Source organism: Sphingomonas sp. LM7, assembly GCF_002002925.1.
Classification (GTDB): Bacteria; Pseudomonadota; Alphaproteobacteria; order Sphingomonadales; family Sphingomonadaceae; genus Sphingomonas.
In genome coordinates, this window is sequence record NZ_CP019511.1 from 2432434 (window position 1) to 2456610 (window position 24177).

The window sequence follows — 24177 nt, forward strand, 5'->3', positions numbered from 1 at the left end:
GAGAGGCTAGAATAATGTTCGGCACAACCTTCATCCTCGCGATCCGATCGATCTTCCGGCACAAGCTGCGCTCGTTCCTGACGACGCTCGGCATCATCATCGGCGTCGCCGCGGTGGTCGCGATGGTCACGCTCGGCAACGCCACCACCAAGGCCGCGCAGCAGCAGGTCGCCAGCCTCGGCACCAACATCCTTCAGGTCCGCCCCGGCCAGGGCTTCGGTCGCGGCGGCGGCGGGCCGCGCCCGCCTGATTTCGAGCAGGAAGATGTCGAGGCGATCGCCCGCCAGGTCGCCGGCGTCACTGCGGTCGCGCCGCAGGCCCAGTCGACTGCGACGGTGATTTATCAGGGCGCCAACTGGTCGACGACGATCAACGGCACCACCAATGCCTTTTTCCAGGTCCAGCCCTGGCCGCTGGCCTCGGGCCGGATCTTCACGCGCGCCGAGGAGCAGGCGGGCAAGGGCGTCTGCATCATCGGCAATACGATCCGCACCAACCTGTTCCGCGGCGGCGAGGCGGTCGGCGAGCGCATCCGCGTCAACGGCGTGTCGTGCGACGTGATCGGCACGCTCAGCACGCGCGGCCAGGGCGGCTTCGGCGATCAGGACGACACGCTGATCATGCCGATCAAGCAGGTCCAGCGCCGCTTCACCGGCAATCGCGACATCCGGCTGATGCTCGTCGGCATCGACCCGGCCTATGACGGCACCCAGGTCCAGGAATCGATCAAGCAGGTGCTGCGCGAGCGGCGGCAGATCACCGGCGGCAAAGAGGATGATTTCAACATCTTCGACACTGCCCAGATCAGCGCGACGCTCACCGGGATCACTACGCTCTTGACCCAGATCGTCACTGCGGTGGCAGGGATCAGCCTGGTCGTCGGCGGCATCGGGATCATGAACATCATGCTGGTCTCGGTGACCGAGCGGACGCGCGAGATCGGCATCCGCCTTGCGATCGGCGCGGTCGCCAGCGAAGTGCTGATGCAGTTTCTGATGGAAGCAGTGGTGCTGTCGTGTCTCGGCGGCCTTGTCGGGCTGCTCGTCGCCCAGCTCGTCGTGTTCGGACTGGCGCCGCTGATGAAGGTCGAATTCATGTTCGAGCCGCAGATCAACGTCATCGCGTTCGGGATCTCGGCGATGATCGGGGTGATCTTCGGCTATTTCCCGGCGCGGCGCGCGGCGAGCCTCAACCCGATCGACGCCCTCCGTCACGAATAGAATTCCTCCTCCCTCCCAGGGGAGGAATTCAGCTACTTCCCGTCGGTCGGCAGCCCGTAGAGCTGGCGCAGCTCCTCCAGATCGACGCGCGTATCGACATCGACCAGCTCCGCCGGGCTGGTGACGACATGGTGTCCGCGCTTGATCAACTGCCGTGCGCCTTCGTCACCCTCCAGGTTGAGCAGATCCTCGAACATGCCCTTGCCGAACAGCGCCGGCGGGCCGGGCTGCTTGCCGTCGCTCGACGCGACGATCGTGCCGGCGCCGTCGGCCGCATCGAACATCCGATAGACATGCGCCGCGGTCACGCGCGGCATATCGGCCAGCGCCACCAACACCGCCTCGGCGCCCGCCTGCTTTGCAAGCGCGACGCCATGGCACAGCGAGCGCGCCTGCCCCAGCGAAGGATCGGGGTTCTGCTCGACCTGATAGCCGCGCTGGGCAAAGTCGAGACCCGTGCCGAACACCACGGCGATGCGCGTCAGGAACGGCACATTCTCCAGCGCCGTCACGACATGATAGGCCAGCGGCTTGTCGAGAAACGGCTCGCTGAGCTTGTCGCCCTCGAAGCGGCGCGAATGTCCCGCGGCGAGCAGTACCAGCGCAGTATTTTCAGGCGTCAGCATGGAAACTCCTCACCATCGAAGCCGCGATCGACAGCGCGATTTCGGCCGGCCCGATCGCACCGATGTGCATCCCGGCCGGCCCCTCGATACGGCCCAGATCGATTTCCGCAACGCCCACCGCGCGAAGCCGCTCCAGCCGCGCCGCATGGCTCTTGCGCGAGCCCAGCGCCGCGACATAGCCAGCCGGGTGGGCCAGCGCGGCAATCAGTGCCGCATCGTCGATCTTGGGATCATGGCTGAGCGTCACCACCGCGGTCGCCGGATCGGGCCGCAACGCCGCCACTGCCTCGTCGGGCCAGCGATCGTCGAGCTCGATGCCGGGAAACCGCTCTTGCGTCAGGAAGCGTCCGCGCGGATCGATCACATGCGTGACGATCCCCAGCTCGCGCGCCAGCCCCGCAAGCCGCTGCGCGATCTGCACCGCGCCGACGATCAGCAGTCGCCGTGGCGGATCATAACGGTTGACGAAGTCGCCTGCGTTGCCGGCCACGCTCCGGCCGCTTGCCAGATCGGTCGCGACATCGAACGGCGTACCCTCTGCCTGCGCCGCGCCGATCGCCTCGAATAACTGCGGCTCGAATCCTTGCGCGGATACGGGCTGCACCAGCACCGCGATCTCGCCGCCGCAGGGCAGCCCGACTTCCCACGCCGCCGCATCGGCGACGCCATAGGTCTTCACTACCGAGGGCGCCCCCGCGATCACTTCGGCCGCCGTCGCAAGGATATCGGTCTCGACGCAACCACCCGAAACCGATCCCTCGAAGCGCCCGTCGGCATGTACCAGCATATGGCTACCGCGCGGCCGCGGCGCCGATCCCCAGGTCGATACCACCGTCGCCAGCGCCATCGGTGCCCCGGCCCAGGCCCGCGCGGCTGCCAGCACGCCTTCATTATCCGCCACGCATCGCCTCGCTCCCGTCACAACTGCTGACTACCGCCTAACGCGTGGAAAGTTTCGTGACGAGATCGTTGGCGTTCGCAGCGTTGCTGCTGGCGCAGGGCTGTACGCAGGTGCAGGAGGGGCGCATGGCCATCTCGCCCGCCGCCCCGCCGATCGTCATCGCCCATCGCGGCGCCAGCGGCGAACGCCCCGAGCACACCTTGCTGTCATACCAGCTCGCGATCGATCAGGGCGCCGACTTCATCGAACCCGATCTGGTGCCGACCAGGGACGGCGTGCTCGTCGCGCGCCACGAGAACGAGATCTCGGGCACCACCGACGTCGCCGGCCACCCCGAATTCGCCGCACGCAAGATGACCAAGACGATCGACGGCACTCCCGTAACCGGCTGGTTCACCGAAGATTTCACCCTCGCCGAACTCAAGACGCTGCGCGCCAGGGAGCGCCTTCCGCAGTTCCGCGCCGGCAACACGAAGTTCGACGGCCAGGCGGAAATCCCGACCTTCGATGAGATCATCGCACTCGCCAGGCAAGCGTCGCGCGCCACAGGCCGCACCATCGGCATCTATCCCGAGACCAAGCACCCGAGCTATTTCGCCGCGATCGGCCTGCCGCTCGAGGAAAAGCTCGTCGCAACGCTAAAGGCTGCCGGCTGGGATCGCGCTGACGCTCCGGTGTTCATCCAGTCGTTCGAAGTCGCCAACCTCAAAAAGCTCAAGGGCATGACGCGAGTCCCGCTCATCCAGCTGATGGGCGCGAGCGGCGGGCCCGCCGATGGCGCCGAGCCGAGCTATGCCACGATGGCGACGCCCGAAGGCCTCGCCCGAATCGCCCAGTATGCCACGGGAATCGGCCCCGAACGCACGATGATCCTGCCGACCTCGGGCACCGCCACCACTTTGGTCGCCGACGCACACGAAGCGGGCCTCAAGGTCCATCCCTGGACCTTCCGCGCCGAGAATTTCTTCCTCCTGCCTGCCTACCGCTCGGCCGGCGGCCCCGCCGAACATGGTCGGCTCGCCGAGGAAATCGCGTATTTCATCGGACTTGGCGTGGACGGATTGTTCAGCGATTACCCATATATAGCCGTATCCGCGCGCGCCGCTTCGGCTTCGCCCGCACATCGAAGGTAGGTTCCATGCGCAAGTTGCTGCTCCCCCTGGTCGCCGTGCTGCCGCTGCTGTCGGGCGGCTGCATCGCCAAGACCGCATGGGACGTCGCCACGCTGCCAGTAAAGGCCGGCAGCCAGGTCGTCGACTGGTCCACCACCAGCCAGGAAGAAGCCGACCGCAACTACGGCAAGAAGATGCGCGAAAAGGAAGCCAAGGAAGGCAAGGCGCGCCGCAAGGCCGAGAAGGAGTGCAAGAAGAACCCCGACACCTGCCAGCCTTATAACGGCTACCGCGCGTCGGACCCGGACTGATACCGCCATCGGGCCGGTCGGCCGCGGCGGGACAAACCGCTTGAAATGTAGGATTTCGCCTGCTGAGATCGATGCTCGGGGTACTGCCCTCGCTCTTTTGACAGCGTCGATCCCGGCCGGAACGCAAGCTCGCGTTGGGCTGAACCTTCGCGATTTTCCGCATGGCCACGCCGCCGCCGAAACATGCGCGACAGTGTGACCCTGGTGTGACCTTTGCCTTCGAAAGAACCCACGCCCGCTGCGCTAGTCCGCGCCCCGACCCAGCACCTGCGCCACCGCGCGCAGCACTTCGGGCTTCATCTGTACCCATAAATGGCTGCTGCTGACTTCGATCGCTCGCGCATCCGACCCTTCCGGCTCGCGGCAGATCAGACCGTTGACCAGCCCGTCGCTGTGGCTCCAGATCGACGTCGCCGGCACCGGCAGCGGCTTGGCCGCCTCCGCCAGCCGCGCATTGACCGCCGGATCGCCGACCTTCTCGCCGGTCAGCCATTCGAACTGGCGCCAGACATTGGTGCAGGTCGGCGGCCCCGCGAACGGCGAGCTGATCGTGATGACCTCGCGCACCAGCTCCGGATGCCGGTGCGCCGCGATCCGCGCCATGATCCCGCCCAGCGACACCCCGATCAGCGTCACCTTCTGGCCCGTCTTCGCATGCAGCGCCGCGACTCGCGCCATCAGCAGCTCGCCATCCTGCCCGATTGCCCGCACGCCCAGATTGCGCCCGAGATGCCAGCCCTCTGCGCGATAGCCGAGCCGCTTGAGATAGCGCCGCATCACGAAATTCGAGCGGTCCGAATTAACCAGCCCGGGCAGCAATATCACCGGTCGCCCATCACCCCTCGGCACATCGTCGAGCGTCTTCCATTCGGCAATCAGCCGCCCCAGGCCCCATGCCGCGCGCGGCCATTCGGAGAGCAGCGCCAGCCGGGGCGGCGGAACGTCTGCGGAGGCGGGAACGGCAAGTCTCAGAACCACTGCATCACTCCCGATGGAAACGGCGTCCATTTGCCGACTCGTACGCCCGCCGCACGCAGTGCCTTGCCGGTCCAGGCATTGCAGGTGCGGATCGCGCTATATCCGCCCTGCGCGACATAGAACGCATCGCTGCCGCCATAGCCCCGAGCCGGCGCGCCCTCGCCGAAATTCGCGCGGATGAACGCCGCCAGCCGCCGATATTCGTCGGGCCGCAACACCACCGCCTTGACGTTCGGGCCGACGCGCGGCGCTGCAATGCGCGACACGTGCATCACCGTGGCGCTCGCGCCGACCAGCGCCTTGCCCACCCGAATCGGGCTCACGTCCCACCACGTCGGCGTGTTCAGATAGAAGTCGCGATCGCCCCAGCCGAACGCGATATGGCTTGCTGCGGCCCGGCGCGGATCGGCGAGATGCTCGGGCCTGAGCAAATCGTCCCACGCCACCCCCTCCGCCGAAACCGGCAGCACCAGATCGGTGTGGATGCCGTTGTCGGCGACATAGACGGTCACGCCCCGCGCCGGCGGCACCCACTCGTCATTGGCCGGGATCGCGCTTCCCACCAGGCCCGCCGCGACGTAGCATAGAACCATTGCGCCCAGCCCGAGCAACGTTCGCATCGTCCAGCGCATTGCCCGTATGAGACCATTTCGTATCATTTGTAACAATGCTATGCCGGTTGCGATGACAAAGGACACCCAGATACTCGAACGCCCCCCCGAAGGCGCCGCCGCCGACTGGACGATACCGCAGAATTGGCAGGCGTACAGCGCGCAGGAACACGCCACCTGGGACACGCTGTTCGAGCGCCAGGCCAAGCTGCTCCCGGGCCGTGCGTCCGAAGCGTATCTCAAGGGGCTCGACGCGCTGCGCCTGTCCGAATCAGGCATCCCCAATTTCGAGGAATTGTCCGCGCGGCTGATGAAGCTCACCGGCTGGCAGGTCGTCGCGGTGCCGGGGCTGGTCCCCGACGAGGTATTCTTCGATCACATGGCCAATCGCCGTTTCGTCGCGGGCAATTTCATCCGCCGCCCCGATCAGCTCGACTATCTCCAGGAGCCGGACGTCTTCCATGACGTGTTCGGCCATGTCCCGATGCTCGCCGACCCGGTATTCGCCGACTATCTCGAAGCCTATGGCCGCGGCGGCGTCCGCGCGATGGAGCTGGGCGCGTTGAAGCAGCTCGGGCGGCTCTATTGGTACACCGTCGAATTCGGGCTGGTGCAAGAGGCCGAAGGGCTGCGCATCTACGGCGCGGGCATCGTCTCGAGCTCGGCCGAAAGCCGCTTCGCGCTCGACGACCCCAGCCCCAACCGCATCGGCTTCGACTTGAAGCGGGTGATGCGCACCGACTATCGGATCGACGATTTCCAGCAGAACTACTTCGTCATCCCCAGCTTCGACGAGCTGCTCCGCACCACGCTCGAAACCGATTTCGCCCCGCTCTACGACGAGATTCTGCCGCAACCGGATATCCCCATCGCCGAGATATTGCCAAGCGACGCAGTCCTAACCCAAGGTACGCAGGAGTATGCACGGAGCCGCGCCTGATGAAGTTCCTCGATTCGCTGTTCGGCAAGAAGGAAAAACCCGCGCCGATCGAGGAACCTGCCGCATCCGATGATGCCGATGCAGTCGTCGATGTTATTTTCGAGCGCGCCGACGCCGAACTGCAGCTGAAGACCGAAGCCGCGATGGGCTTGTGGGGGCTGGGATCGGGCGAGAGCTGGGCCGCCGATCTCGAGGCGGGGACGATCACTTTCGTCAATGCCAAGGGTTGGGAGATCAATGCTCCGGTGCAGGTGATCGGCACGCTCAATACCGCCGACGGCACCTGGCTGTGGGGCTGGGACCATCCTTCGGTGCCCGCGCCGGTTTCCCTACACGCCGGCCTTGTCCGCGATTTCGGCGCGCAGCACGGCCTCGAAGCGCTCACGACGCGCAAGATCGAGGCCGACGAGACCGACGGCTGGACCTTCGCCGCACTCGCCTGCCATCTCGCCGGCGCGCAGGGCGCCTATCGCGGCCCCGCCGGCGACGCGCTGGTGTTCATGACCTATGGCGAAGTCAGCATCCGCGATCCCAACGCCGGCTGAGGCTCAGATATCGAGCGCCCAGCCGTCACGCCCCTTGGGATCGGGCGGCGTGCTCGGCACGTAGCGCGCTTCGCCCGCGCTCAGGCGCAGGATCGTCCAATCCCCGCGGCGATCGACTTCCTCCAGTGCGCAGCCGCACGCCGCGAACGCCGCGACCACCTGCTCGCGCTGCGTCTCCAGCAATCCCGCCAGCACGATCGTCGCCCGCGAAGCGGCGACCGCCGCAAGCTCGGGCGCCATCGACACCAACGGCCCGGCAAGAATATTGGCGATCAGCAGGTCATAGGGCGCCCGCGCGGTGATCGTATCGCTGAGCGCGCCGTCGGCGACGATCAGCTCCAGCCCTTCCACGCCGTTATCGGCGGCATTGATCCGGGTCACGTCGATCGCAGAAGGGTCGATATCGGTCGCGACGATTCGCGCCTCGGGCCAGAGATGCGCCGCCGCGAACGCCAGCAGCCCGGTCCCGGTGCCCACGTCGATGACGCTGGCGAAGTCCCGCGCCGCCATCGCATCGAGCATCCTGAGACACCCCGAAGTCGTCGCGTGATGCCCGGTCCCGAACGCGCGTCCGGCATCGATCAGAAATGCGCGGCCACCCTCGGGCGCATCGACCGGATGCGCGCTGGTATGCACCACGAACCGCCCTTCCCGGATCGGCTCAAGCCCCGCCTGGCTCATCGCCACCCAATCCTCGGGCGTCAGCGCCTCGATCGCGGGTTCGACTCCTGCCGCACTCGGCGCCAGCGCGCGCAACGCATCGAGCATTGCCGCGTCGGGCGCGTCCTCCATATAGGCGTCGAGCCGCCAGCGCTCGACATCGTCCTCGACCTCTTCGGTAGTCATCAGCACGGCGTCGAGCGCGAACTCGCCGGCATCGATCGCCTCGGCTTCCGCGCGGGTGCACGGCAGCGTCACCTTCCAGCTGTCGACCTCAGCGGACATAGCTGGCTCCGTTGATGTCGAGCACCGCGCCGGTCATCGAGGGCGGCGCATCGAGCGCGCAGAAGCGTGCCAGCTTGGCGACTTCCTCGGGATCGGCGACGCGGCCCAGCGGGATATCGGCGAGCAATTTGTCGCCGCCGCGGCTCTCCAGATAGTCCTCGGCCATGCCGGTCATGGTGAAGCCCGGGCAGATCGCGAAGGCGAGGATGCCCTGCGCCGCATAGCCGCGTGCGATCGACTTGGTCATGCCGACCATTCCCGCCTTGGAGGCGGCATAATGCCAATGCGCAGGACTGTCGCCGCGATAGGCGGCGCGGCTGGCGATGTTGACGATCCGCCCCGGCCGCCCCTCGGCCTGCCAGTGGCGCACTGCCAGGCGGCAGAGTTCGGCCGACGCAGTCAGGTTGACGCGCATCGTCTTCTCCCAGCCCGCGACCCAGTCGTCATGGTCGAGATCGAGCGGCGTTGCCTCGAAGATGCCGGCATTGTTGATCAGCACGTCGATCCGCCCGTCGAGCGCATCGAGCGCCTTGGCCCACAGCGCCTGCGGCGCGGCGGGATCGGCGAAGTCGGCAGCGATGCCGCTGCGCGTGCCCTGCCCGACGATGCGCACGCCATCGCGCGTGAGGGTCTCTGCGATCGCCGCGCCGATGCCGCGGCTGCTTCCGGTGACGAGGATGTGAGTAGACATGGCCGAGCCCTAGCCGCAGCGCGCAGAGGGCGCTAGCGCCACGGTTCGAACGCCGGGGGAACGAACATGCAGAACGAACCCAGAGTGGGCTGCGGCGCCGCCATCATCGCCGATGGGCGCATCCTGCTGGTACAGCGAAGGACTATGCCCGAAGCAGGAAGCTGGGGGCTGGCGGGCGGCAAGATCGACTTGTTCGAAACCGCGCTCGACGCGACCGTCCGCGAAGTCCGCGAGGAACTGGGCATCGACATCGAGGCGCCCGAATTGCTGTGCTTCACCGACCAGATCGACCGCGCGAACGCCATCCATTGGGTCGCGCCGGTCTATCTGGTCGAGCGTTTCGAAGGCACGCCGCGCAACGTCGAGCCCGAAAAGCACGCCGCCGTCGAATGGTTCGCGCTCGACGCTCTGCCCGCCCCGCTCACCAGCGCGACGGTCCAGGCGCTCGCCGCCTGGCGCCGGCGCTAGGCAGCGACCGAAGTCGAAAATGTCTCCGCGGCGGAACGCAGCTGATTGAGCCTGTCGTCGACTTCGGCGACGTCCTGCTGAAGCGTGTCGATCTCGCTGGTTACCGTCTTGGTGTCTTCGCGGATCGCCCCGATCGTCGCCGACATCGAATCGGCGGCGAGTGCGGTCTCGTCGACCGCCGCGGTGATCGCCGTCACCGTCTGCGCCTGGACTTCCATCGCCGCGCGGATGCGGTTGGCGCTTTCCTGCACTTCGTTGACCGTCGATCGGATCGAGGCATTGGTCTCCACCGTCGACTTGGTTGCCGACTGGATCGACGCGATCTTGGCGGCGATGTCGTCGGTCGCCCGCGCCGTCTGGCTGGCGAGGCTCTTCACTTCCTGCGCGACCACGGCAAAGCCGCGGCCGGCATCGCCCGCACGGGCAGCTTCGATCGTCGCGTTGAGCGCGAGCAAATTGGTCTGCCCGGCAATGTCGCGGATCAGCCCGAGGATCGATTCGATCGACTTGGCATGATCGGACAGCATCTCGGACATGCCCACCGCGGCGCCAGCCTGGCTCGACGCGCGCGTGGCGATATCGGCGGCCGCCTCGACTTCGTTGCGGGCATCCTCGATCGCACGGATCAGGCCCGCGGCGGTCTGCGCAGCTTCGCGCATCGCCACGGCCGACTGCTCGGCAGCGGCAGCAACTTCGCTCGCCTTGCCCAGCATGCCCCGCGCAGAGCTTGATGCCCCCTGCGCCTGGACGCGGATACGGTTGCCCAGCGCCGTGGCGCCTTCGATCGATTCACTGATGCTGGCGCGGAATCGCGCCGAACTGTCGCGGCGTTCCTCGCTGACCTGCGCCGCGTCGGTCGCGCCGAGATGGCCCGCCATCAGATCGGCTTCGGCCATCGCCAGCCGCTGGACGACGTCGCACAGCCGGCCCAGCCGGTCGGCGTCGGTGACCTTGTCGCGGATCACCCGCATGATCGTGCTATGGGCATAGGCGAAGGAGGCGAGCACCGCGGGAAGCGGCACGCCGCCGGCATAGGTCTGCGCGGCATAGCCGCACGCCATCTCCACCCATTCCTCGGTGAAGGCAGCGGCGAACTTCAACCGCGAATACCGTGCGCCCATCTGGACCTGCTCTTCGAAGTCGCGTTCGCTCTCGAAGGCGGCGCGCATCGGTGCGCTGGCCGGCATCTCCAGGAAATGCTTCCAGAAGGCGCGCGCGATCTCCTCGTGATGCCCTTCGAGCATCGCGTCGATCTCAGCACAGGCCGGCAGAACCGCCCCGTCCCAGTCGTAGACTCGCCGATGCTCCTCGACCGAGCGGGTGCCCCCGCTCCAACGTCCCGGTTCGCGCCGTCCTACCATCTATTCTCTCCTAGGCCGCGACTTTCGATACGAAGTCGCTGGCACTGAACTTCAAGGTGCCGAGTTGGCTGTCGAGGGCAGCAAAGCCCTGGCCAACCCGGTCGATTTCGGATGCCACCGTCTCGGTGTCCTCGCGGATCGCGCCGATCGTCGCCGACATCGAATCGGCGGCGAGCGCGGTCTCATCGACCGCCGCGGTGATCGCCGTCACCGTCTGCGCCTGGACTTCCATTGCGCTGCGGATGCGGTTGGCGCTTTCCTGCACTTCGCTCACCGTCTCGCGGATCGAGGCATTGGTCTCGACCGTGCTGCGCGTCGCCGACTGGATCGACGCGATCTTCGCAGCGATGTCGTCGGTGGCGCGGGCAGTCTGGTTGGCGAGACTCTTCACTTCCTGCGCAACCACCGCGAAGCCGCGGCCGGCGTCGCCGGCACGGGCAGCTTCGATCGTCGCATTGAGCGCGAGCAGATTGGTCTGCCCGGCGATGTCGCGGATCAGGCCGAGGATCGATTCGATCGACTTGGCATGATCGGACAGCATTTCGGACATGCCCACCGCGGCGCCCGCCTGGCTCGACGCGCGCGTGGCGATGTCGGCTGCTGCCTCCACTTCGGTGCGCGCGTCCTCGATCGCGCGGATCAGGCCCGCGGCAGTCTGCGCGGCTTCGCGCATCGCCACGGCCGATTGCTCGGCAGCGGCGGCGACTTCGCTCGCCTTGCCCAACATCCCGCGTGCCGAAGCCGAAGTATGCACTGCCTGGATGCGGAGCTGGTCGCCTTCGCGCGACGCATTCTCGACGGTCAGCCCGATCGAGTCGCGGAATTCGGCGGCAAGCCGGTCGCGCGCGGTCTGCGAGCTGTGTTCGCGATACAGGTTATAAAGCTCGACGGTGATGTCGCCCTCGAGTGCCGACAGCCGCATCAGCGTGTCGATCAGTGCTGCGAGGCGGGTATCGTCGGTGCCGACGCGGCGAATCAGCACCTGCAGCGCCGCACGATCGCTGGCGCTGATCATCGACAGCAGCGCCATCGGCGGCACGTCGGCTGCATAGGCGGCGGCGACCGAGCGTTCGATCGATTCGAGCCACGCATTGCCCTGCAGGTCGAGGAAACGGTTCTTGAGGAACACCACGCCGAGATCGATCATCTTGGCGGTATCGTCGGTCGCCCAGCTGCGCTGGTCGGCGAAGCAATGCAGCCATTGCTGCCAATAGGCTTCGGATACCGATTTGATCTCGGGCTCCAGCATCTCCCACGCGTCGCGGCTCGAACGCGCCAGCGATCCTTCGACATCGAACACGCGCAGCCGGGCGCGAATGTCGATCCGGGCGCTCATCGTGCCGGGTGCCGGCAAGTCCTTGGTCGATGCCACAGTCAAAGGGTCCCCTTGAAGCGGCCGTGAGGAATCCGGCCGCCACTCGCACCGGCTATGGCGCGGGAATGGTTAAGGGGGGGTTAGAGCCCGGGCTTGCGCATGCATCCCGACTTGCATCCCCTGCACCGGGGACTAATGAGACGGCGTCGACCCGAAAGGAATGCCATTTGGCCAATGTCCGCAGCCCTGCGCGGCCGCTCTCGCCGCACCTATCGATCTGGAAGTGGGGACCCTCGATGGCGGTCTCGATCGTCCATCGCGTCACCGGTTCGGGCATGGCGACGGTCGGCACGATCCTGTTCGTCTGGTGGCTGGCGGCAATGGCCTCGGGACCGGCGGCCTATGCCGCGTTCCTCGATCTGTTCACGCTCAGCTCGGGCAAGCTCAACGTTGCCGGCTATATCGTCGGGATCGGACTGACGCTGTCGTTCTTCCAGCACATGGCATCGGGCGTGCGGCATCTGTTCCTCGACGCCGGCGCGAATTTCGAACTTGGCGCGAACAAGCGCACCGCGCTCGCGACCTTCGTCGTCGCCATCGTCGCCACCGCAGCCTTCTGGGTCTTCCTGCTGGAGAAGAGCAATGGGTAACGGCACCGAAATCGGCCGCGTGCGCGGCCTCGGCTCCGCCCATCAGGGCGCCGAGGGCTGGTGGCACCACAAGATCAGCGCGGGATCGAACCTGGCGCTCGTCCTCTGGTTCATCCTCTCGATCGCGCTGCTGCCCGGCTATGACTATGCAACGATCACCGCCTGGCTGGCCCAGCCCGCTGCCGCAGTGCCGCTGATCCTGCTGGTGTTCAGCGTCTTCTACCACTTCCACCACGGCCTCACCGTGGTGATCGAGGATTACCAGCACGATCACACACGCTTCGTGCTGCTGCTCCTGCTCAAGTATTTCACTATCGCCACCGCGACGCTGGCGATCTTCTCGATCCTCAAGGTCGCCTTCACTGCCGGAGCCGCGCTCTGATGCCCGCCGCGTACAAGATCATCGATCACACCTATGACGCCGTCGTCGTCGGCGCCGGCGGTTCGGGCCTGCGCGCCACCATGGGCGCGGCCGAAGCCGGCCTCAAGACGGCGTGCATCACCAAGGTGTTCCCGACGCGCAGCCACACCGTGGCCGCACAGGGCGGCATCGCGGCATCGCTCGGCAACAATAGCCCCGATCACTGGTCGTGGCACATGTTCGACACCGTCAAGGGCTCCGACTGGCTCGGCGACCAGGACGCGATCGAATATATGGTGCGCGAGGCGCCCGCCGCGGTCTACGAGCTCGAGCATGCTGGCGTGCCGTTCAGCCGCAACGACAACGGCACGATCTACCAGCGCCCGTTCGGCGGCCACATGCAGAATATGGGTGAAGGCCCGCCGGTCCAGCGCACCTGCGCCGCCGCCGACCGCACCGGCCACGCAATGCTGCACGCGCTCTACCAGCAGAGCCTGAAGTACGACGCCGACTTCTACGTCGAATATTTCGCGCTCGACCTGATCATGGAGAACGGCGCCTGCCGCGGCGTGATTGCTTTGTGCATGGAAGACGGCAGCATCCACCGCTTCCGCAGCCATTCGGTCGTGCTCGCCACCGGCGGCGGCGGCCGCGTCTACCAGTCGGCAACCTCGGCACACACCTGCACCGGCGACGGCAACGGCATGGCGCTGCGCGCCGGCATCGCACTGCAGGACATGGAGTTCGTCCAGTTCCACCCGACCGGCATCTACGGCGCCGGCGTGCTGATCACCGAGGGCGCGCGCGGCGAAGGCGGCTATTTGACCAACTCCGAGGGCGAGCGCTTCATGGAGCGCTATGCCCCTAGCGCGAAGGATCTCGCCAGCCGCGACGTCGTCGCCCGCTCGATGGCGATGGAGATCCGCGAGGGCCGCGGCGTCGGCAAGGAGAAGGATCACATTTTCCTTCACCTGAACCATATCGACCCGAAGATCCTGCACGAGCGGCTGCCCGGCATCACCGAGACCGGCAAGATCTTCGCCGGCGTCGACCTCACCCGCCAGCCACTGCCGGTGGTACCGACCGTCCATTACAATATGGGCGGCATCCCGACCAACTATCACGGCGAAGTCGTCCACAATAAGGACGGCAATCCCGACACCGTCATCCCCGGCCTGTTCGCGGTCGGCGAGGCGGCATGCGTCTCGGTTCACGGCGCCAACCGCCTTGGCTCGAACTCGCTGATCGATCTCGTCGTGTTCGGCCGCGCCACCGGCCTGCGCCTCAAGGAAATCGTCAAGCCCGGCACCGCGCACGCGGCGCTGCCGGCAAATTCGGAAGAGTTTTCGCTCACCCGTCTCGACCATTTCCGCAACGCCAAGGGTGCGAAGCCCACTGCGCAGATTCGCGCCGACATGCAAAAGACGATGCAGCGCCACTGCGCCGTGTTCCGCGACAGCGCATTGCTCGCCGAAGGCGTCACCCACATGGACGCCGTCTATCAGAGCTTCCAGGACGTCGGCATCTCCGACCGGTCGCTGATCTGGAACACCGATCTGGTCGAGACGCTCGAACTCGACAATCTGATCGGCCAGGCCGTGGTGACGATCCAGTGCGCCGCCAACCGGAAGGAAAGCCGCGGTGCACACATGCACGAGGACTTCCCCGATCGGAACGACGCCGAGTGGATGAAGCACACTGTTGCGACATTCGAAGGCTGGGGCGGCAAGCAGGGCGGCGTCGCGATCGACTATCGCCCGGTGCACGACTACACGCTGACGGACGAGATCGAGTATATCAAGCCGAAGAAGCGGGTGTACTGATACGTCTGCCGCTCGCTTTTTTGGCGCTACTGCTTGGTCTTATCCGGCCCATGTGACTTGACGATCTCATGCCAGCCATTCGCCGGGATAGACCGCGAACGCAGATGGTACGGTGACAGCTATCAACTTAGGCCTCGGCCTTCCATTTCTCCCGCCGCGCAAGTTCCTGCATCGAGGGTTCGTCCATCGCGAACGAACCTGTCTCGATCGGCCCGGCCGGCTCATAGGTTCCCATCGCCATGCCGTTTACCGTCACTCGGTGTTCGAGCAGCCGCCACGAGCCCGCCGGCGTGCCCTCGCCGAACAGCCGCTTGCCTTGGCCCAGCAGCACCGGCGCCGTCATTATCACCAGCCGGTCGATCAGCCCGCGCTCGAGCAGTTGCGGATAGAGCGTCGAGCTGCCCTGGATCACCAGGTTCGGCCCCTCCCCGTCCCTGATCCGCGCGAGGTCGTCCAAGTTGGCCAGCCGCTCGCTGCCCTGCCAGCTCAAATCGACGCCGCCGCGACTCAGCACATATTTGCGATTGCCGCGGAAGATCGCGCCAATCTCGTCTTCCTCCGGCACGAACGGCCAGTGCGCCGCGAAGATCTCGTAGGTCTTGCGCCCGAGCAGCAGATCGAAGGGCTTGCCGAAAAGTGTATCGACTTGGTTGCCAAGGCCCTCGTCGAAGATCGAGGCGAGCCAGCCGCCATAAGCGAAGCCGCCGGTCTGGTCCTCTTCGGGACCGCCCGGCGCCTGCATCACGCCATCGAGCGAGACGAACGCGCCGCCGATGATCTTACGCATCGGCCGTCTCCGCGATCCGCTTGGCCACGGCTTCGAGCTGGCGGGCGGCGACGCCCCAACCCGCTTCGAAGCCCATCAGCTTGTGCTGCTGATACGCCTCTTCGGACCAGTGGCGTGCGCTGCCGCGGTACAGCGTCTTGTCGCCTTGGGGCGTAAACTCCCACGTGCCGGCCATGAACGGGTCACTGGGAACCCACCCAGCCTTGAAGACATCGCTCCAGACGATCTTCCGGCCCGGAACGACTTCCAGGATCACCCCCTCGATCGCATTCTCCTCGCCGTCCGGACCGCGCATGATCATCGCGGCGCGGCCGCCTGCGCGCAGGTCCAGCTGGATCAGCTCGGTGGTCCACGGCTTGGGGCACCACCATTCCTCGAGATGGTCGGTCCACGCCTTCCACACCGCATCGATCGGCGCGTCGATGCGCTTCTCGACCCAAAGCTCGCGAGTCTCGTCATTGGCGGGCATGGTTTTCTCCTCAGTCTCTGTCGGGGGCGCCGAGCGGGAAATAGGCGCGATAGGGCCGTGCCTCATCGACTGCGCGTGCCACCGACGGGCGCGCGAGTAGCCGGGCGCGATAAGCGCGCAGGTTGGCACGGGCCTCGGGGATGGGATCGACCCAATCGGCGTAGAAGAGCGACGGTGCCGCCGCGCAGTCGGCGAGCGAGAACGCCCCCGCCGCCACCCATTCGCGGCCTTCGAGCCAGGTATCGAGCCACGCATAGGCCTTTTGCAGCGCCGCCTTGGCTTCCTGTACTTCGACCGGATCGTGGTGTTCCGGGCCGCGCAGCGCATCGGCTACAACGCGCGTCATCTGCTGCATAACATGATTGTCGAAGATGCGGTCGAGCATCCGCACCTCCAGTGCCGCGTCGCCGTCCGGAACGAACGTCACCGGCCCTGGATGGAAGCGCTGGAGATGCTCGATGATCACGCTCGATTCCATCACCGGACGCCCGCCATCGACGAGCAGCGGGAACTTGCCGATCGGCCAGAGCCGCGCAAGTTCGGCAGGATTCCCCTCGTCTTCGAGCGAGCGATAGGTGAAGCGCGTGTCGTTCTCGTAGAGCGGGATCAGCACCTTCCAGCAATAGGACGAGAAGGGATGCGCGTAGAGTTCGAGCATCAGCCGCGCGATCCCACCACGCCGAACTTCGCGCCGTGCGGATCGGTCGCGTAGATCACAAAGTCCCCGCCCGGCACTTCCATGGGGCCGTGCGTGATCGAGCCGCCGGCTTCGTCGATCCGCTGCTTGGCTTCGTCGATGTCGCCGACGCGGAAGAAATAGCCCCAGCCCGGCGTCTCGCCCGGGGGTGCCTTCATCACTGCGCCGATCATGCCGCCATCATGGCTTAGGAAGCTGTACTCGCCCATCTCGCCCATCGGCATTGCGCCGTCCTTGGTCCAGCCGAACTGGTCGCCGTAGAACGCAAGCGCGGCCTGATCGTCGCTGGTCTGGAGCTCGTTCCACTCGCCGTGCCCTGGGGCCATGCGCTTGAACGACGTGCTCGCCTCGGGGCTCGCACCTTTCATCACATAGAAGGTCACACCCTGCGGATCAGCGACCATCGCCATCCGGCCGACGCCTTCCAGCGTGGTCGGCGGCATGTGGATCGCCCCGCCCGCCGCGACGATCTTCTCCGCGGCGGCATCGACATCATCGACGCCGATATAGCCGAACCAGCGCGGCTCGGGCGGCGCACCTTCGGGAGTCTTCATCATCCCCGCCACGCCCTGCCCGTCGGGTGCAAGCCAGACATGATAGTCGCCCATACCCTCGGCAGTGCCGCCGGGGCAGCCGCCGTCCTGCCAGCCGATCACCTTCTGGTAAAAGGCGCCGGCAGCGTCGGGGTCACCGGTGATCAGCTCGTACCAGATCGGCGTTCCATGGGGATTGGTCATCGTCGCTCTCCCGTTCAACCGAAGGTTTCGTCGAGGACCGGCACGAACCCGCCCCACATCATCCGCTTGCCGTCGAAGGGCATGTCGTCGCCGGGCTGCATTTCCGGATCGGCCATGATCTTGTCCCAGGCCGCGACGCGGGTGTCCTTGTCGGGCCATTCGATCCACGAATAGACGATCTGCTCGCCCTCCTCGCGCAGCGTGGCGCGGTTATAGTCGGTGACCTTGCCCTCGGGGACGTCGCTGCTCCACGTCTCGACAACGCGCAGCGCGCCATTTTTCTCGAACATCGCCGCAGCCTTTAGCGCCATCGCGACATAGGCGTCCTTCTTGCCCTCCGGCACTGCGACGACGAAGCCATCGACATAGCCCGGCTTGCCGCCCGCGCCCTGCTCCAGGATCGAATCGAAGCTGGCATAGATCATCCGGCTACCGTCGAACGGCATGTCCTTCATCATCTCTTCGGCCCGCGGATCGTTCATCATCTTCTCGCCCGCGGCCTTGCCGGTCGCGGCGTCGGGATATTCGATCCAGCTGAACAGCACGGTCTCGTCGGGCTTGGCCTGCACCGCTTTCTTGAGGTCGTTCAGCTTGCCGTCGGGCACATCATCGCCCCACGCCTCGACCATGCGGGTGGCGCCCAAGCTCTTGAACAGACCGGCCGCTTGCGCGGCATGCGCGATATAGGCTTCCTTGTTGGCGGTCGGGACCGGGGTCACGAATCCATCGATATACGGCATCTTCTCTCTCCTAAATCAGGCGGCGACCGGCTCGGGCCGGAAGTCCGCGAGTTGCGCGGCGAGCGCGCGCCGGAATGCCGGGCGCGCAGTGCCGCGCGCGACATAGTCGGCGAGCCGCGGACGGCTCGACATCAGGTCTTCGTGATCGGCGTTGCGCAGCACCGTGACCATCGCGACGTCCGCTACGCTGAAGCCATCGCCGAGCCATTCGCGGTCGCCAAGCGCCTCCATCAGCCCGTCCAGCCGTTTGCCGGTGTCCTTGACCAGGCTCGGCTTGCGCAGCTTCGCCCATGGCTCGTCCTTCGAGAATATCTCGACATTGCCGAGCTCGAACAGCCAGGGCTCGACGCTGTTGAACGCAGCGAACAGCCAGGCGAGGACCGTCGCGCGCGCCTGCGGATCGCGGGGCAGCAGCCGTTCGTCACGCTCGGCCAAATGGAGCAGGATCGCCCCGCTTTCGAACAATTGCACGCCGCCGTCGTGCAGCACCGGCACCTGACCCCAGGGCTGCTCGCACAAATAGTCGGCAGGCTTGGGCGGGACCGGGCTGATCAGCCGCGTGGTGTAGGGCAGGCCGATCTCCTCGCACGCCCAGCGCGGGCGCAAGTCGCGGACATAGCCGCGGGCGAAATCGGGCACCCAGTTGAAGGCAGTGATTTCGATTGCCATGATACCCTCCTCAGCCCGCCGCCGCAGCTTCGATCGCAGCGATGTCGATCTTCTTCATCGTCATCATCGCATCCATTGCACGCTTGCCGGCGGCAGGGTCGGGATTGGCAAAGACCAGTTCGACCAAGCGCTTGGGAGTAACCTGCCAGCTGACGCCCCATTTATCCTTGCACCAGCCGCACTGCGATTCCGCGCCGCCATTGCCGACGATCGCGTCCCAATACTTGTCGGTTTCTTCCTGGCTGTCTGTGTGGATGACGAAGCTGACCGCTTCGCTGTGCTGGAATTGCGGCCCGCCGTTCAAGCCGATGAACTTCTGCCCGAGTAGCTCGAACTCGACGACGATCACTTCGCCCGCCTTTTGCGAGGGCGTATCGGCCGGGGTGCGCTGAACACTGGTGATCCGGGCGTCGGGGAACAGCGACACATAGAAGTTCGCGGCTTCCTCGGCGGTGTAATTGTACCACACACACGTGGTCAGTTGCTTGTCCATCATCTCTCTCCTGTCGTTCGGTTCAGGCGTCGCCTTCTTTTTTCATGCCCTTGAGCAATGCGACGATCGCCATCGCGTGGCCGTGGCCGAGCGCGAATTCCTGCTTGAGATCGGCGACGACCACGCCGGCCTTCACCTCGGGCCGAAGCGTCCCGCCGGCGAGCCAGCCCTTCGCCGCGGCATAGGCGCGAAAGTCGGCGGGGCTCTTGCCGGTCTTCGCCTCGATATTGGTCAGATACGCCTGGAATGACATCGCCGGTCTCCTCAGGCAGGTTCGTGCGCCGGGCCGTCGGGGAAGGCCGCCATCGCCGCTGCCATGTCCATGAAGAACGGCTCGAAGATGTGGCCGTCGGGATCCTCGAAGCTGCGGCCGTACATGAAGCCCATGTCCTGCTTCTCGCGGATATCCCCCTTGCCGCCGGCTGCCGCCGCCTTCTCGACGATCGCGTCGACTGCCTCGCGGCCATCGCAAGACAGCGCAACCAGCACTTCAGTGGTGGCATGCGCATTCGCGATCTGCTTCGGGGTGAACGTCCTGAAGAAGTCCTCGGCAAGGATCATGAAGAAGATCGTGTCCGAAAGCTGCATCCCGCTCGCGTTTTCGTTGCTGAAGCGCGGATCCTTGGTGCAGCCGATCGCCTCGTAGAATGCCGTCGACCTGGCGACATCCTTCACGGGCAGGTTCACGAAGATCATCTGCGGCATCACTCTCTCCTGGTCTATTGTGCGGGGTAGGTGAGCGACGGATACCAGTCTGCACCGCGTCCCTCGGGGGTGAAGTCCAAAATCGTCCAAAGCGGCATCAAATCGGGTGCGCCGCGCGGATCCTGGCCCGGATCGGCGGTGGTGTCGTCCATCTCGCCGGCCCAGAAGAAGCGGATCGTGCCGTCGCGGCGCGTGAACACCAGCAGCTGCGGGATCTCGCCGACATCGGGGATCAACGCGTCATAGTCGCGGCTGAAGTCGCCGCTCGTGTCGGAATAGAGCGGCAGATGGCGCCACCCCCGCTCCGCCGCAAAGGCTTCGAGCTTGTCGAGCGGCGATCGCGCCGTGACCGCCAGCGCCACGCGCTGCTGGATGTCCAGCGCCTCCCCTTCCCAGGCCGACAGCAAGGACGTGCACATCGGGCACGGCCGCTCGCGCTCGGGTCCGAACATCCACGCGTAGACGATGAGCGTTTCCTTGTCGCCGAACAGCTCGGCGAGCGTCACCGGGCCTTCGGCGCCCTCGAACTGATAGTCGCGGGCCACCGCAGGCCCCGGCGGCAGCGCCCGGCGTTGTTCGGCCACCCGTTCTAACTGCCGACGCAACGCGATCTCTTCGGCGAGCAGTGCGGTGCGGGCGGCGCGATATTCGGCGCTCTCGCCCGGCCAGCACGACTTGGCATGCGCAGCGAGTACTTCGGCGGGTGGCAGGATCGTCTCTACCGTCATGCAAATCTCCACTTGTCCGCTGTCGCGAATCGCTTTCTTGATCCTGATGCCCGCCTGAGTTATAAAAAACAACCATGGAGTCACAAAAAATAACTACAAATGATCTGAGCCAGATGCGCCGCTGGTATCGCGACGCCTGCGGAACGGCGCTTGCGATGGATTTGATCGGGGAGCGCTGGGCGCTGCTGATCGTCCGCGAGCTGCTGCTGGGCGGCCGCCGCTTCGGCGAGATCCGCGGCGCGCTCGAAGGACTGAGCGCCAACGTCCTGACCCAGCGGCTGGAGGGGATGGAGAAGGCCGGCATCCTGCGCCGCCGCACGCTGCCCTCGCCCGCAAACGCGCAGGTCTATGAGCTGACCAAATGGGGCCGCGCGCTTGAGGAGCCGATCTTTGCGCTGAGCCGCTGGGCGGCAGGATCGCCCGCGCACGACGTGACGCTGCCCTTGAGCAACACCGCCTTCATGCTCTCGCTGCGCACGATGATGCACCCCCGGGCCGATCCCGATTTCGCCCCCGATCTCGGCTTCCGCATCGGCGGCGATCCGTTCCGCGCGAAGATCGCCGGGGGGAAGCTGGAAATCGAACGGCGCGATCCCGAAGGCGCGGACATACTCTTCGCTGGCGAGCCATCGATGCTCGCCGCAACCTTCTACGGCCGCGACTCCCTCTCCATGTCGATGCGCGAGGGCCGCGTGACCGTCACGGGCGATATTGCGCTCGGCCAGCGCTTCGTCGACCTGTTCAGCCTTCCCAAGTTCGAGAACGATTAGCTATCCAGGCCACGACTCCCGTTAATGCTGAGCTTGTTCAAGCACGGCTCTCTTCGTCGCTTCCGGGCGTGGAAAAACGGCCCTTCGACAAGCGCACGCCCACCGAGGCGGGGGTCCGGTCTCACAAAACCAAAGCTTGTCGTTGCGGTGCGGCAAGCGAGGCGGTAACCCGCGAGGCCAACGCCGCGTCCGCGGACACCAGGAAGAGCGTCATGGCCGACATCCCCAACACCCAGCCCGACAGCCGCGAGACGACGATTCTCGACGCGCCCGACAAGACGATCAGCGTACGCGACGTGTTCGGCATCGACATCGACATGGAATGCCCCGCGTTCAGCGAAGCCGACGAACGCGTCCCCGATCTAGACCCGGCCTATGTCTTCGACGCCGATACCACGCTCGCGGTGCTCGCTGGCTTCGCGCACAATCGCCGCGTGATGATCCAGGGCTATCACGGCACCGGCAAGTCGACGCATATCGAACAGGTTGCCGCGCGCCTCAACTGGCCCTGCATCCGCATCAATCTCGACGCGCATATCAGCCGCATCGACTTGATCGGCCGCGACGCGATCGTGCTCAAGGACGGCCAGCAGGTCACCGAATTCCGCGAAGGCCTGTTGCCCTGGGCGATCCAGACGCCGACCGCGCTCGTGTTCGACGAATATGACGCCGGCCGCCCGGACGTGATGTTCGTGATCCAGCGCGTGCTCGAGACCGAGGGCAAGCTGACCCTGCTCGACCAGAATCGCGTGATCCGCCCCAACCCGTGGTTCCGCCTGTTCGCCACTGCCAATACGGTCGGCCTGGGCGACACCAGCGGGCTCTATCACGGCACCCAGCAGATCAACCAGGGCCAGATGGACCGCTGGAACGTGGTGGTGACGCTCAACTATCTCCCCGCCGCGGTCGAGGCGCAGATCGTCCTCGCCAAGTCGGGCGAATACGACAAGCCGGGCGGCAAGGAGACCGTGGAGAACATGGTCCGCGTCGCCGACCTCACGCGCAAGGGCTTCATCAACGGCGATATCTCGACGGTGATGTCGCCGCGCACGGTGATCACCTGGGCGCAGAACACGCTGATCTTCGGCGATGTCGGCTTCGCCTTCCGCCTCTCGTTCCTCAACAAGTGCGACGAGGCCGAGCGCGCGCAGGTCGCCGAATATTACCAGCGCGTGTTCGGCAAGGACCTGCCCGAAAGCGTGGTCGGGAAAACGGCCTGAAGAGCGACACCCCTCTCCCTTGGCGGGAGAGGGCTTTCTAAGCCAGCTTGCGTCCGAAGGTGCGCGGCGCCGGCATGGCTGCCGCCGGCTGGCCCTGCCCGCCTTCGAGCTCGCGCAGCCGCGACGCGATGCGCTGGTCGAACGAGGCGGCATGCACTTCCATGCCCGGCCCGGTATCACCGGTTGCGGCGATGACCCTGGCGACGCGCCGGCGCAGGAAGCGCCGCAGCCAGAATATGAAGATGCCGCCGATCACGAGCACCGGCAGCACCAGTAGCGCGATGAGACCACCCCGCGCCGGAGTGCCCGACTCGCTGTCCGATGGCATATTGCCCCGCGCGGCCATGCCGCGCGCGCGCGCACGGAACTCGGCCATGCTCTCGCCGTCTCGCCGCTCGATCTCGTTGGGGCTTTTCGCGCGGACCGGCGCCTCGATTGCGGCGCGTGCACGATAGGCCGCGGTCGGATCCATGCCGAGATCGTCCTTGATCAGCGCGAGCTGGCTCTCATCGAGCTTCACATAGCGTTCGCCATTATAGAGCACGAAGCTGGGCGTGGCCGGGCGCATCTCGGTGCCGCCGCGGACCTGATAAAAGGCGCCGAGGTCGTAATATTGGCCGTCGTGCAGATAGGTGTCGCTGTCAGGCAGGTCGTAGACCTTGTCGATCTTCTCGGAATAGCTGCTGCTGCCGAAGCCCCCGAGCCGGAAGCGACGCCGCGCCTCGGCGGGCTGCGCCAGTGCGACGAACAACGTCGCGGCGCCTGCCAAAGTCAGAAGGAAATTACCACCTGCGCGCATCTTCGTCTCCCGAAGTCGATCGGGCGCATCTTGAAGTCGAGCGGTTAGTATTTCTCTAAAGCCGCAAGTGTGCGTCAGGGTTCGTGCGGCGGCAGGGCATCGGCCGGCTTGTCGCGCGGCAGGAATTCGATGGCGATCGTCATCAGCGTCCACACGATCAGCGTCGGCTGGAGCTTGGGCGGCAACGCTGTCGCGTCATGCAGGATCCGCGTCACGACATAGGGGAGCACGGCGACCCAAAGGATCGTCAACCCGGTATAGGTATAGCGGTGCGGACTCGAGGAGATGTAGAGGATCAGCACCACCGCAGTCGATGTGAGCAACAGCAGCAGGCCGAAATTCATCGAGTCGAGCTGCTCCGCGGTCGCCATCACGAAGCCCAGCACCGCGCCGAAGAAGATGTTGAGCCCAGCCAGATTGGCGCGATACTCGCCATAGCTCATCCGGGCCATGCTGCTCCACCACCGGTGACGTTGCATCGATCCCCCCTGCGGCGCGTTGCCCG

31 protein-coding genes and 1 pseudogene are annotated in these 24177 nt (G+C 65.9%); 11 read left to right on the top strand and 21 right to left on the bottom strand.

The features are described 5' to 3' along the window. Positions 1–14 precede the first annotated feature (14 nt). Positions 15–1220 carry an ABC transporter permease gene (locus tag BXU08_RS11075; protein WP_077510111.1) on the top strand — a complete coding sequence of 402 codons (1206 nt, stop codon included), beginning with the start codon at positions 15–17 and terminating at the stop codon, positions 1218–1220. A 32-nt stretch (positions 1221–1252) separates the two neighbouring features. Here the strand turns inward: BXU08_RS11075 and BXU08_RS11080 are convergent, their stop codons facing one another. After that, positions 1253–1846, bottom strand: a complete 594-nt coding sequence (locus BXU08_RS11080) for an NTP transferase domain-containing protein (RefSeq protein WP_150125508.1) — start codon at positions 1844–1846, stop codon at positions 1253–1255. Next, on the bottom strand, positions 1833–2747 hold the full coding sequence (locus BXU08_RS11085; protein ID WP_077510112.1) for an XdhC family protein: 915 nt from the start codon (positions 2745–2747) through the stop codon (positions 1833–1835). Before BXU08_RS11085 ends, BXU08_RS11080 begins: the two co-directional genes overlap by 14 nt. Positions 2748–2872: 125 nt before the next feature. Here BXU08_RS11085 and BXU08_RS11090 point away from each other — a divergent pair, with 125 nt between their 5' ends. Both BXU08_RS11090 and BXU08_RS11095 read left to right on the top strand, forming a co-directional pair. Further along, entirely contained in the window at positions 2873–3880 is a 1008-nt protein-coding gene (locus BXU08_RS11090) for a glycerophosphodiester phosphodiesterase (RefSeq protein WP_077512299.1), read from the top strand. A gap of 5 nt (positions 3881–3885) precedes the next feature. Beyond that, positions 3886–4170 carry a hypothetical protein gene (locus BXU08_RS11095; protein WP_077510113.1) on the top strand — a complete coding sequence of 95 codons (285 nt, stop codon included), beginning with the start codon at positions 3886–3888 and terminating at the stop codon, positions 4168–4170. Between the two features lie 243 nt (positions 4171–4413). Here BXU08_RS11095 and BXU08_RS11100 read toward each other — a convergent pair whose 3' ends face one another. Together BXU08_RS11100 and BXU08_RS11105 are read right to left on the bottom strand one after the other, a co-directional pair. Beyond that, a complete protein-coding gene (locus tag BXU08_RS11100; protein WP_253190345.1) occupies positions 4414–5148 on the bottom strand; it encodes a triacylglycerol lipase in 735 nt (244 codons plus the stop codon). Further along, positions 5139–5768, bottom strand: a complete 630-nt coding sequence (locus BXU08_RS11105; protein WP_150125510.1) for a TIGR02117 family protein — start codon at positions 5766–5768, stop codon at positions 5139–5141. The genes BXU08_RS11100 and BXU08_RS11105 overlap by 10 nt, the downstream gene beginning before the upstream one ends. A 64-nt stretch (positions 5769–5832) precedes the next feature. Between BXU08_RS11105 and phhA the strand changes: the two genes are divergently transcribed. Next, on the top strand, positions 5833–6699 hold the full coding sequence (gene phhA / locus BXU08_RS11110) for a phenylalanine 4-monooxygenase (RefSeq protein ID WP_077512303.1): 867 nt from the start codon (positions 5833–5835) through the stop codon (positions 6697–6699). Continuing rightward, positions 6699–7244 carry a DUF6882 domain-containing protein gene (locus BXU08_RS11115; RefSeq protein ID WP_216352869.1) on the top strand — a complete coding sequence of 182 codons (546 nt, stop codon included), beginning with the start codon at positions 6699–6701 and terminating at the stop codon, positions 7242–7244. The genes phhA and BXU08_RS11115 overlap by 1 nt, the downstream gene beginning before the upstream one ends. 3 nt (positions 7245–7247) lie before the next feature. Here the strand turns inward: BXU08_RS11115 and BXU08_RS11120 are convergent, their stop codons facing one another. Further along, on the bottom strand, positions 7248–8189 hold the full coding sequence (locus BXU08_RS11120; protein ID WP_077510115.1) for a 50S ribosomal protein L11 methyltransferase: 942 nt from the start codon (positions 8187–8189) through the stop codon (positions 7248–7250). Continuing rightward, a complete protein-coding gene (locus BXU08_RS11125) occupies positions 8179–8880 on the bottom strand; it encodes an SDR family NAD(P)-dependent oxidoreductase (protein WP_077510116.1) in 702 nt (233 codons plus the stop codon). Before BXU08_RS11125 ends, BXU08_RS11120 begins: the two co-directional genes overlap by 11 nt. Before the next feature lie 66 nt (positions 8881–8946). Here BXU08_RS11125 and BXU08_RS11130 point away from each other — a divergent pair, with 66 nt between their 5' ends. Continuing rightward, entirely contained in the window at positions 8947–9348 is a 402-nt protein-coding gene (locus BXU08_RS11130) for an NUDIX domain-containing protein (protein ID WP_077510117.1), read from the top strand. On the opposite strand, the gene BXU08_RS11135 is transcribed toward BXU08_RS11130, so the two are convergent. Beyond that, positions 9345–10709, bottom strand: coding sequence for a methyl-accepting chemotaxis protein (locus tag BXU08_RS11135; protein ID WP_077510118.1), 1365 nt, complete (start codon positions 10707–10709; stop codon positions 9345–9347). The genes BXU08_RS11130 and BXU08_RS11135 overlap by 4 nt on opposite strands. Before the next feature lie 10 nt (positions 10710–10719). Then, positions 10720–12045 carry a methyl-accepting chemotaxis protein gene (locus tag BXU08_RS11140; RefSeq protein ID WP_171982603.1) on the bottom strand — a complete coding sequence of 442 codons (1326 nt, stop codon included), beginning with the start codon at positions 12043–12045 and terminating at the stop codon, positions 10720–10722. Between the two features lie 206 nt (positions 12046–12251). On the opposite strand from BXU08_RS11140, the gene sdhC reads away from it, so the two are divergent. Genes sdhC through sdhA form a run of 3 tightly spaced genes read left to right on the top strand, consistent with a single transcriptional unit; the run spans position 12252 to position 14858 of the window. Further along, positions 12252–12674 (top strand): succinate dehydrogenase, cytochrome b556 subunit, encoded by a 423-nt coding sequence (sdhC, locus tag BXU08_RS11145; RefSeq protein WP_077510119.1) that lies wholly within the window; start codon positions 12252–12254, stop codon positions 12672–12674. Beyond that, on the top strand, positions 12667–13056 hold the full coding sequence (sdhD, locus tag BXU08_RS11150) for a succinate dehydrogenase, hydrophobic membrane anchor protein (RefSeq protein WP_077510120.1): 390 nt from the start codon (positions 12667–12669) through the stop codon (positions 13054–13056). Before sdhC ends, sdhD begins: the two co-directional genes overlap by 8 nt. Next, positions 13056–14858, top strand: coding sequence for a succinate dehydrogenase flavoprotein subunit (sdhA, locus tag BXU08_RS11155; RefSeq protein ID WP_077510121.1), 1803 nt, complete (start codon positions 13056–13058; stop codon positions 14856–14858). Before sdhD ends, sdhA begins: the two co-directional genes overlap by 1 nt. Before the next feature lie 127 nt (positions 14859–14985). Here sdhA and BXU08_RS11160 read toward each other — a convergent pair whose 3' ends face one another. From BXU08_RS11160 to BXU08_RS11205, 11 genes and pseudogenes are all read right to left on the bottom strand, one after another. Next, positions 14986–15645, bottom strand: a complete 660-nt coding sequence (locus BXU08_RS11160) for a dihydrofolate reductase family protein (protein ID WP_077510122.1) — start codon at positions 15643–15645, stop codon at positions 14986–14988. Next, positions 15638–16114, bottom strand: a complete 477-nt coding sequence (locus BXU08_RS11165) for an SRPBCC domain-containing protein (RefSeq protein ID WP_077510123.1) — start codon at positions 16112–16114, stop codon at positions 15638–15640. The genes BXU08_RS11160 and BXU08_RS11165 overlap by 8 nt, the downstream gene beginning before the upstream one ends. 10 nt (positions 16115–16124) lie before the next feature. Further along, positions 16125–16775 carry a glutathione S-transferase family protein gene (locus BXU08_RS11170; protein WP_290439645.1) on the bottom strand — a complete coding sequence of 217 codons (651 nt, stop codon included), beginning with the start codon at positions 16773–16775 and terminating at the stop codon, positions 16125–16127. Further along, positions 16772–17548: a VOC family protein gene (locus tag BXU08_RS11175; protein WP_077510125.1), complete on the bottom strand. Its 777-nt coding sequence runs from the start codon at positions 17546–17548 to the stop codon at positions 16772–16774. The genes BXU08_RS11170 and BXU08_RS11175 overlap by 4 nt, the downstream gene beginning before the upstream one ends. Positions 17549–17562: 14 nt before the next feature. Continuing rightward, on the bottom strand, positions 17563–17973 hold the full coding sequence (locus tag BXU08_RS20325) for a DUF1428 domain-containing protein (protein WP_366926584.1): 411 nt from the start codon (positions 17971–17973) through the stop codon (positions 17563–17565). A gap of 18 nt (positions 17974–17991) precedes the next feature. After that, positions 17992–18288 (bottom strand): annotated as a pseudogene (locus BXU08_RS20330) (DUF1428 domain-containing protein); the annotation flags it as partial. Positions 18289–18303: 15 nt separating this feature from the next. Next, a complete protein-coding gene (locus BXU08_RS11185; protein WP_077510127.1) occupies positions 18304–18957 on the bottom strand; it encodes a glutathione S-transferase family protein in 654 nt (217 codons plus the stop codon). 10 nt (positions 18958–18967) lie between these two features. Then, positions 18968–19450, bottom strand: coding sequence for a VOC family protein (locus tag BXU08_RS11190; protein WP_077510128.1), 483 nt, complete (start codon positions 19448–19450; stop codon positions 18968–18970). Between the two features lie 22 nt (positions 19451–19472). Continuing rightward, positions 19473–19703, bottom strand: a complete 231-nt coding sequence (locus tag BXU08_RS11195) for a DUF4287 domain-containing protein (RefSeq protein WP_077510129.1) — start codon at positions 19701–19703, stop codon at positions 19473–19475. An 11-nt stretch (positions 19704–19714) separates the two neighbouring features. Then, positions 19715–20155, bottom strand: coding sequence for a VOC family protein (locus BXU08_RS11200; protein ID WP_077510130.1), 441 nt, complete (start codon positions 20153–20155; stop codon positions 19715–19717). Positions 20156–20169: 14 nt separating this feature from the next. Next, positions 20170–20883, bottom strand: a complete 714-nt coding sequence (locus tag BXU08_RS11205; protein WP_077510131.1) for a DUF899 family protein — start codon at positions 20881–20883, stop codon at positions 20170–20172. A 155-nt stretch (positions 20884–21038) separates the two neighbouring features. On the opposite strand from BXU08_RS11205, the gene BXU08_RS11210 reads away from it, so the two are divergent. After that, the gene (locus BXU08_RS11210; protein WP_216352870.1) at positions 21039–21653 is read left to right on the top strand and encodes a winged helix-turn-helix transcriptional regulator; all 615 of its coding nucleotides are present in this window, start codon (positions 21039–21041) and stop codon (positions 21651–21653) included. A gap of 212 nt (positions 21654–21865) precedes the next feature. Next, positions 21866–22873, top strand: a complete 1008-nt coding sequence (cobS, locus tag BXU08_RS11215; RefSeq protein WP_077510133.1) for a cobaltochelatase subunit CobS — start codon at positions 21866–21868, stop codon at positions 22871–22873. Between the two features lie 37 nt (positions 22874–22910). Here cobS and BXU08_RS11220 read toward each other — a convergent pair whose 3' ends face one another. Both BXU08_RS11220 and BXU08_RS11225 read right to left on the bottom strand, forming a co-directional pair. After that, on the bottom strand, positions 22911–23672 hold the full coding sequence (locus tag BXU08_RS11220) for a hypothetical protein (RefSeq protein ID WP_150125511.1): 762 nt from the start codon (positions 23670–23672) through the stop codon (positions 22911–22913). A 74-nt stretch (positions 23673–23746) separates the two neighbouring features. Further along, positions 23747–24151, bottom strand: coding sequence for a hypothetical protein (locus tag BXU08_RS11225; protein ID WP_150125512.1), 405 nt, complete (start codon positions 24149–24151; stop codon positions 23747–23749). Between the last annotated feature and the right edge of the window lie 26 nt (positions 24152–24177).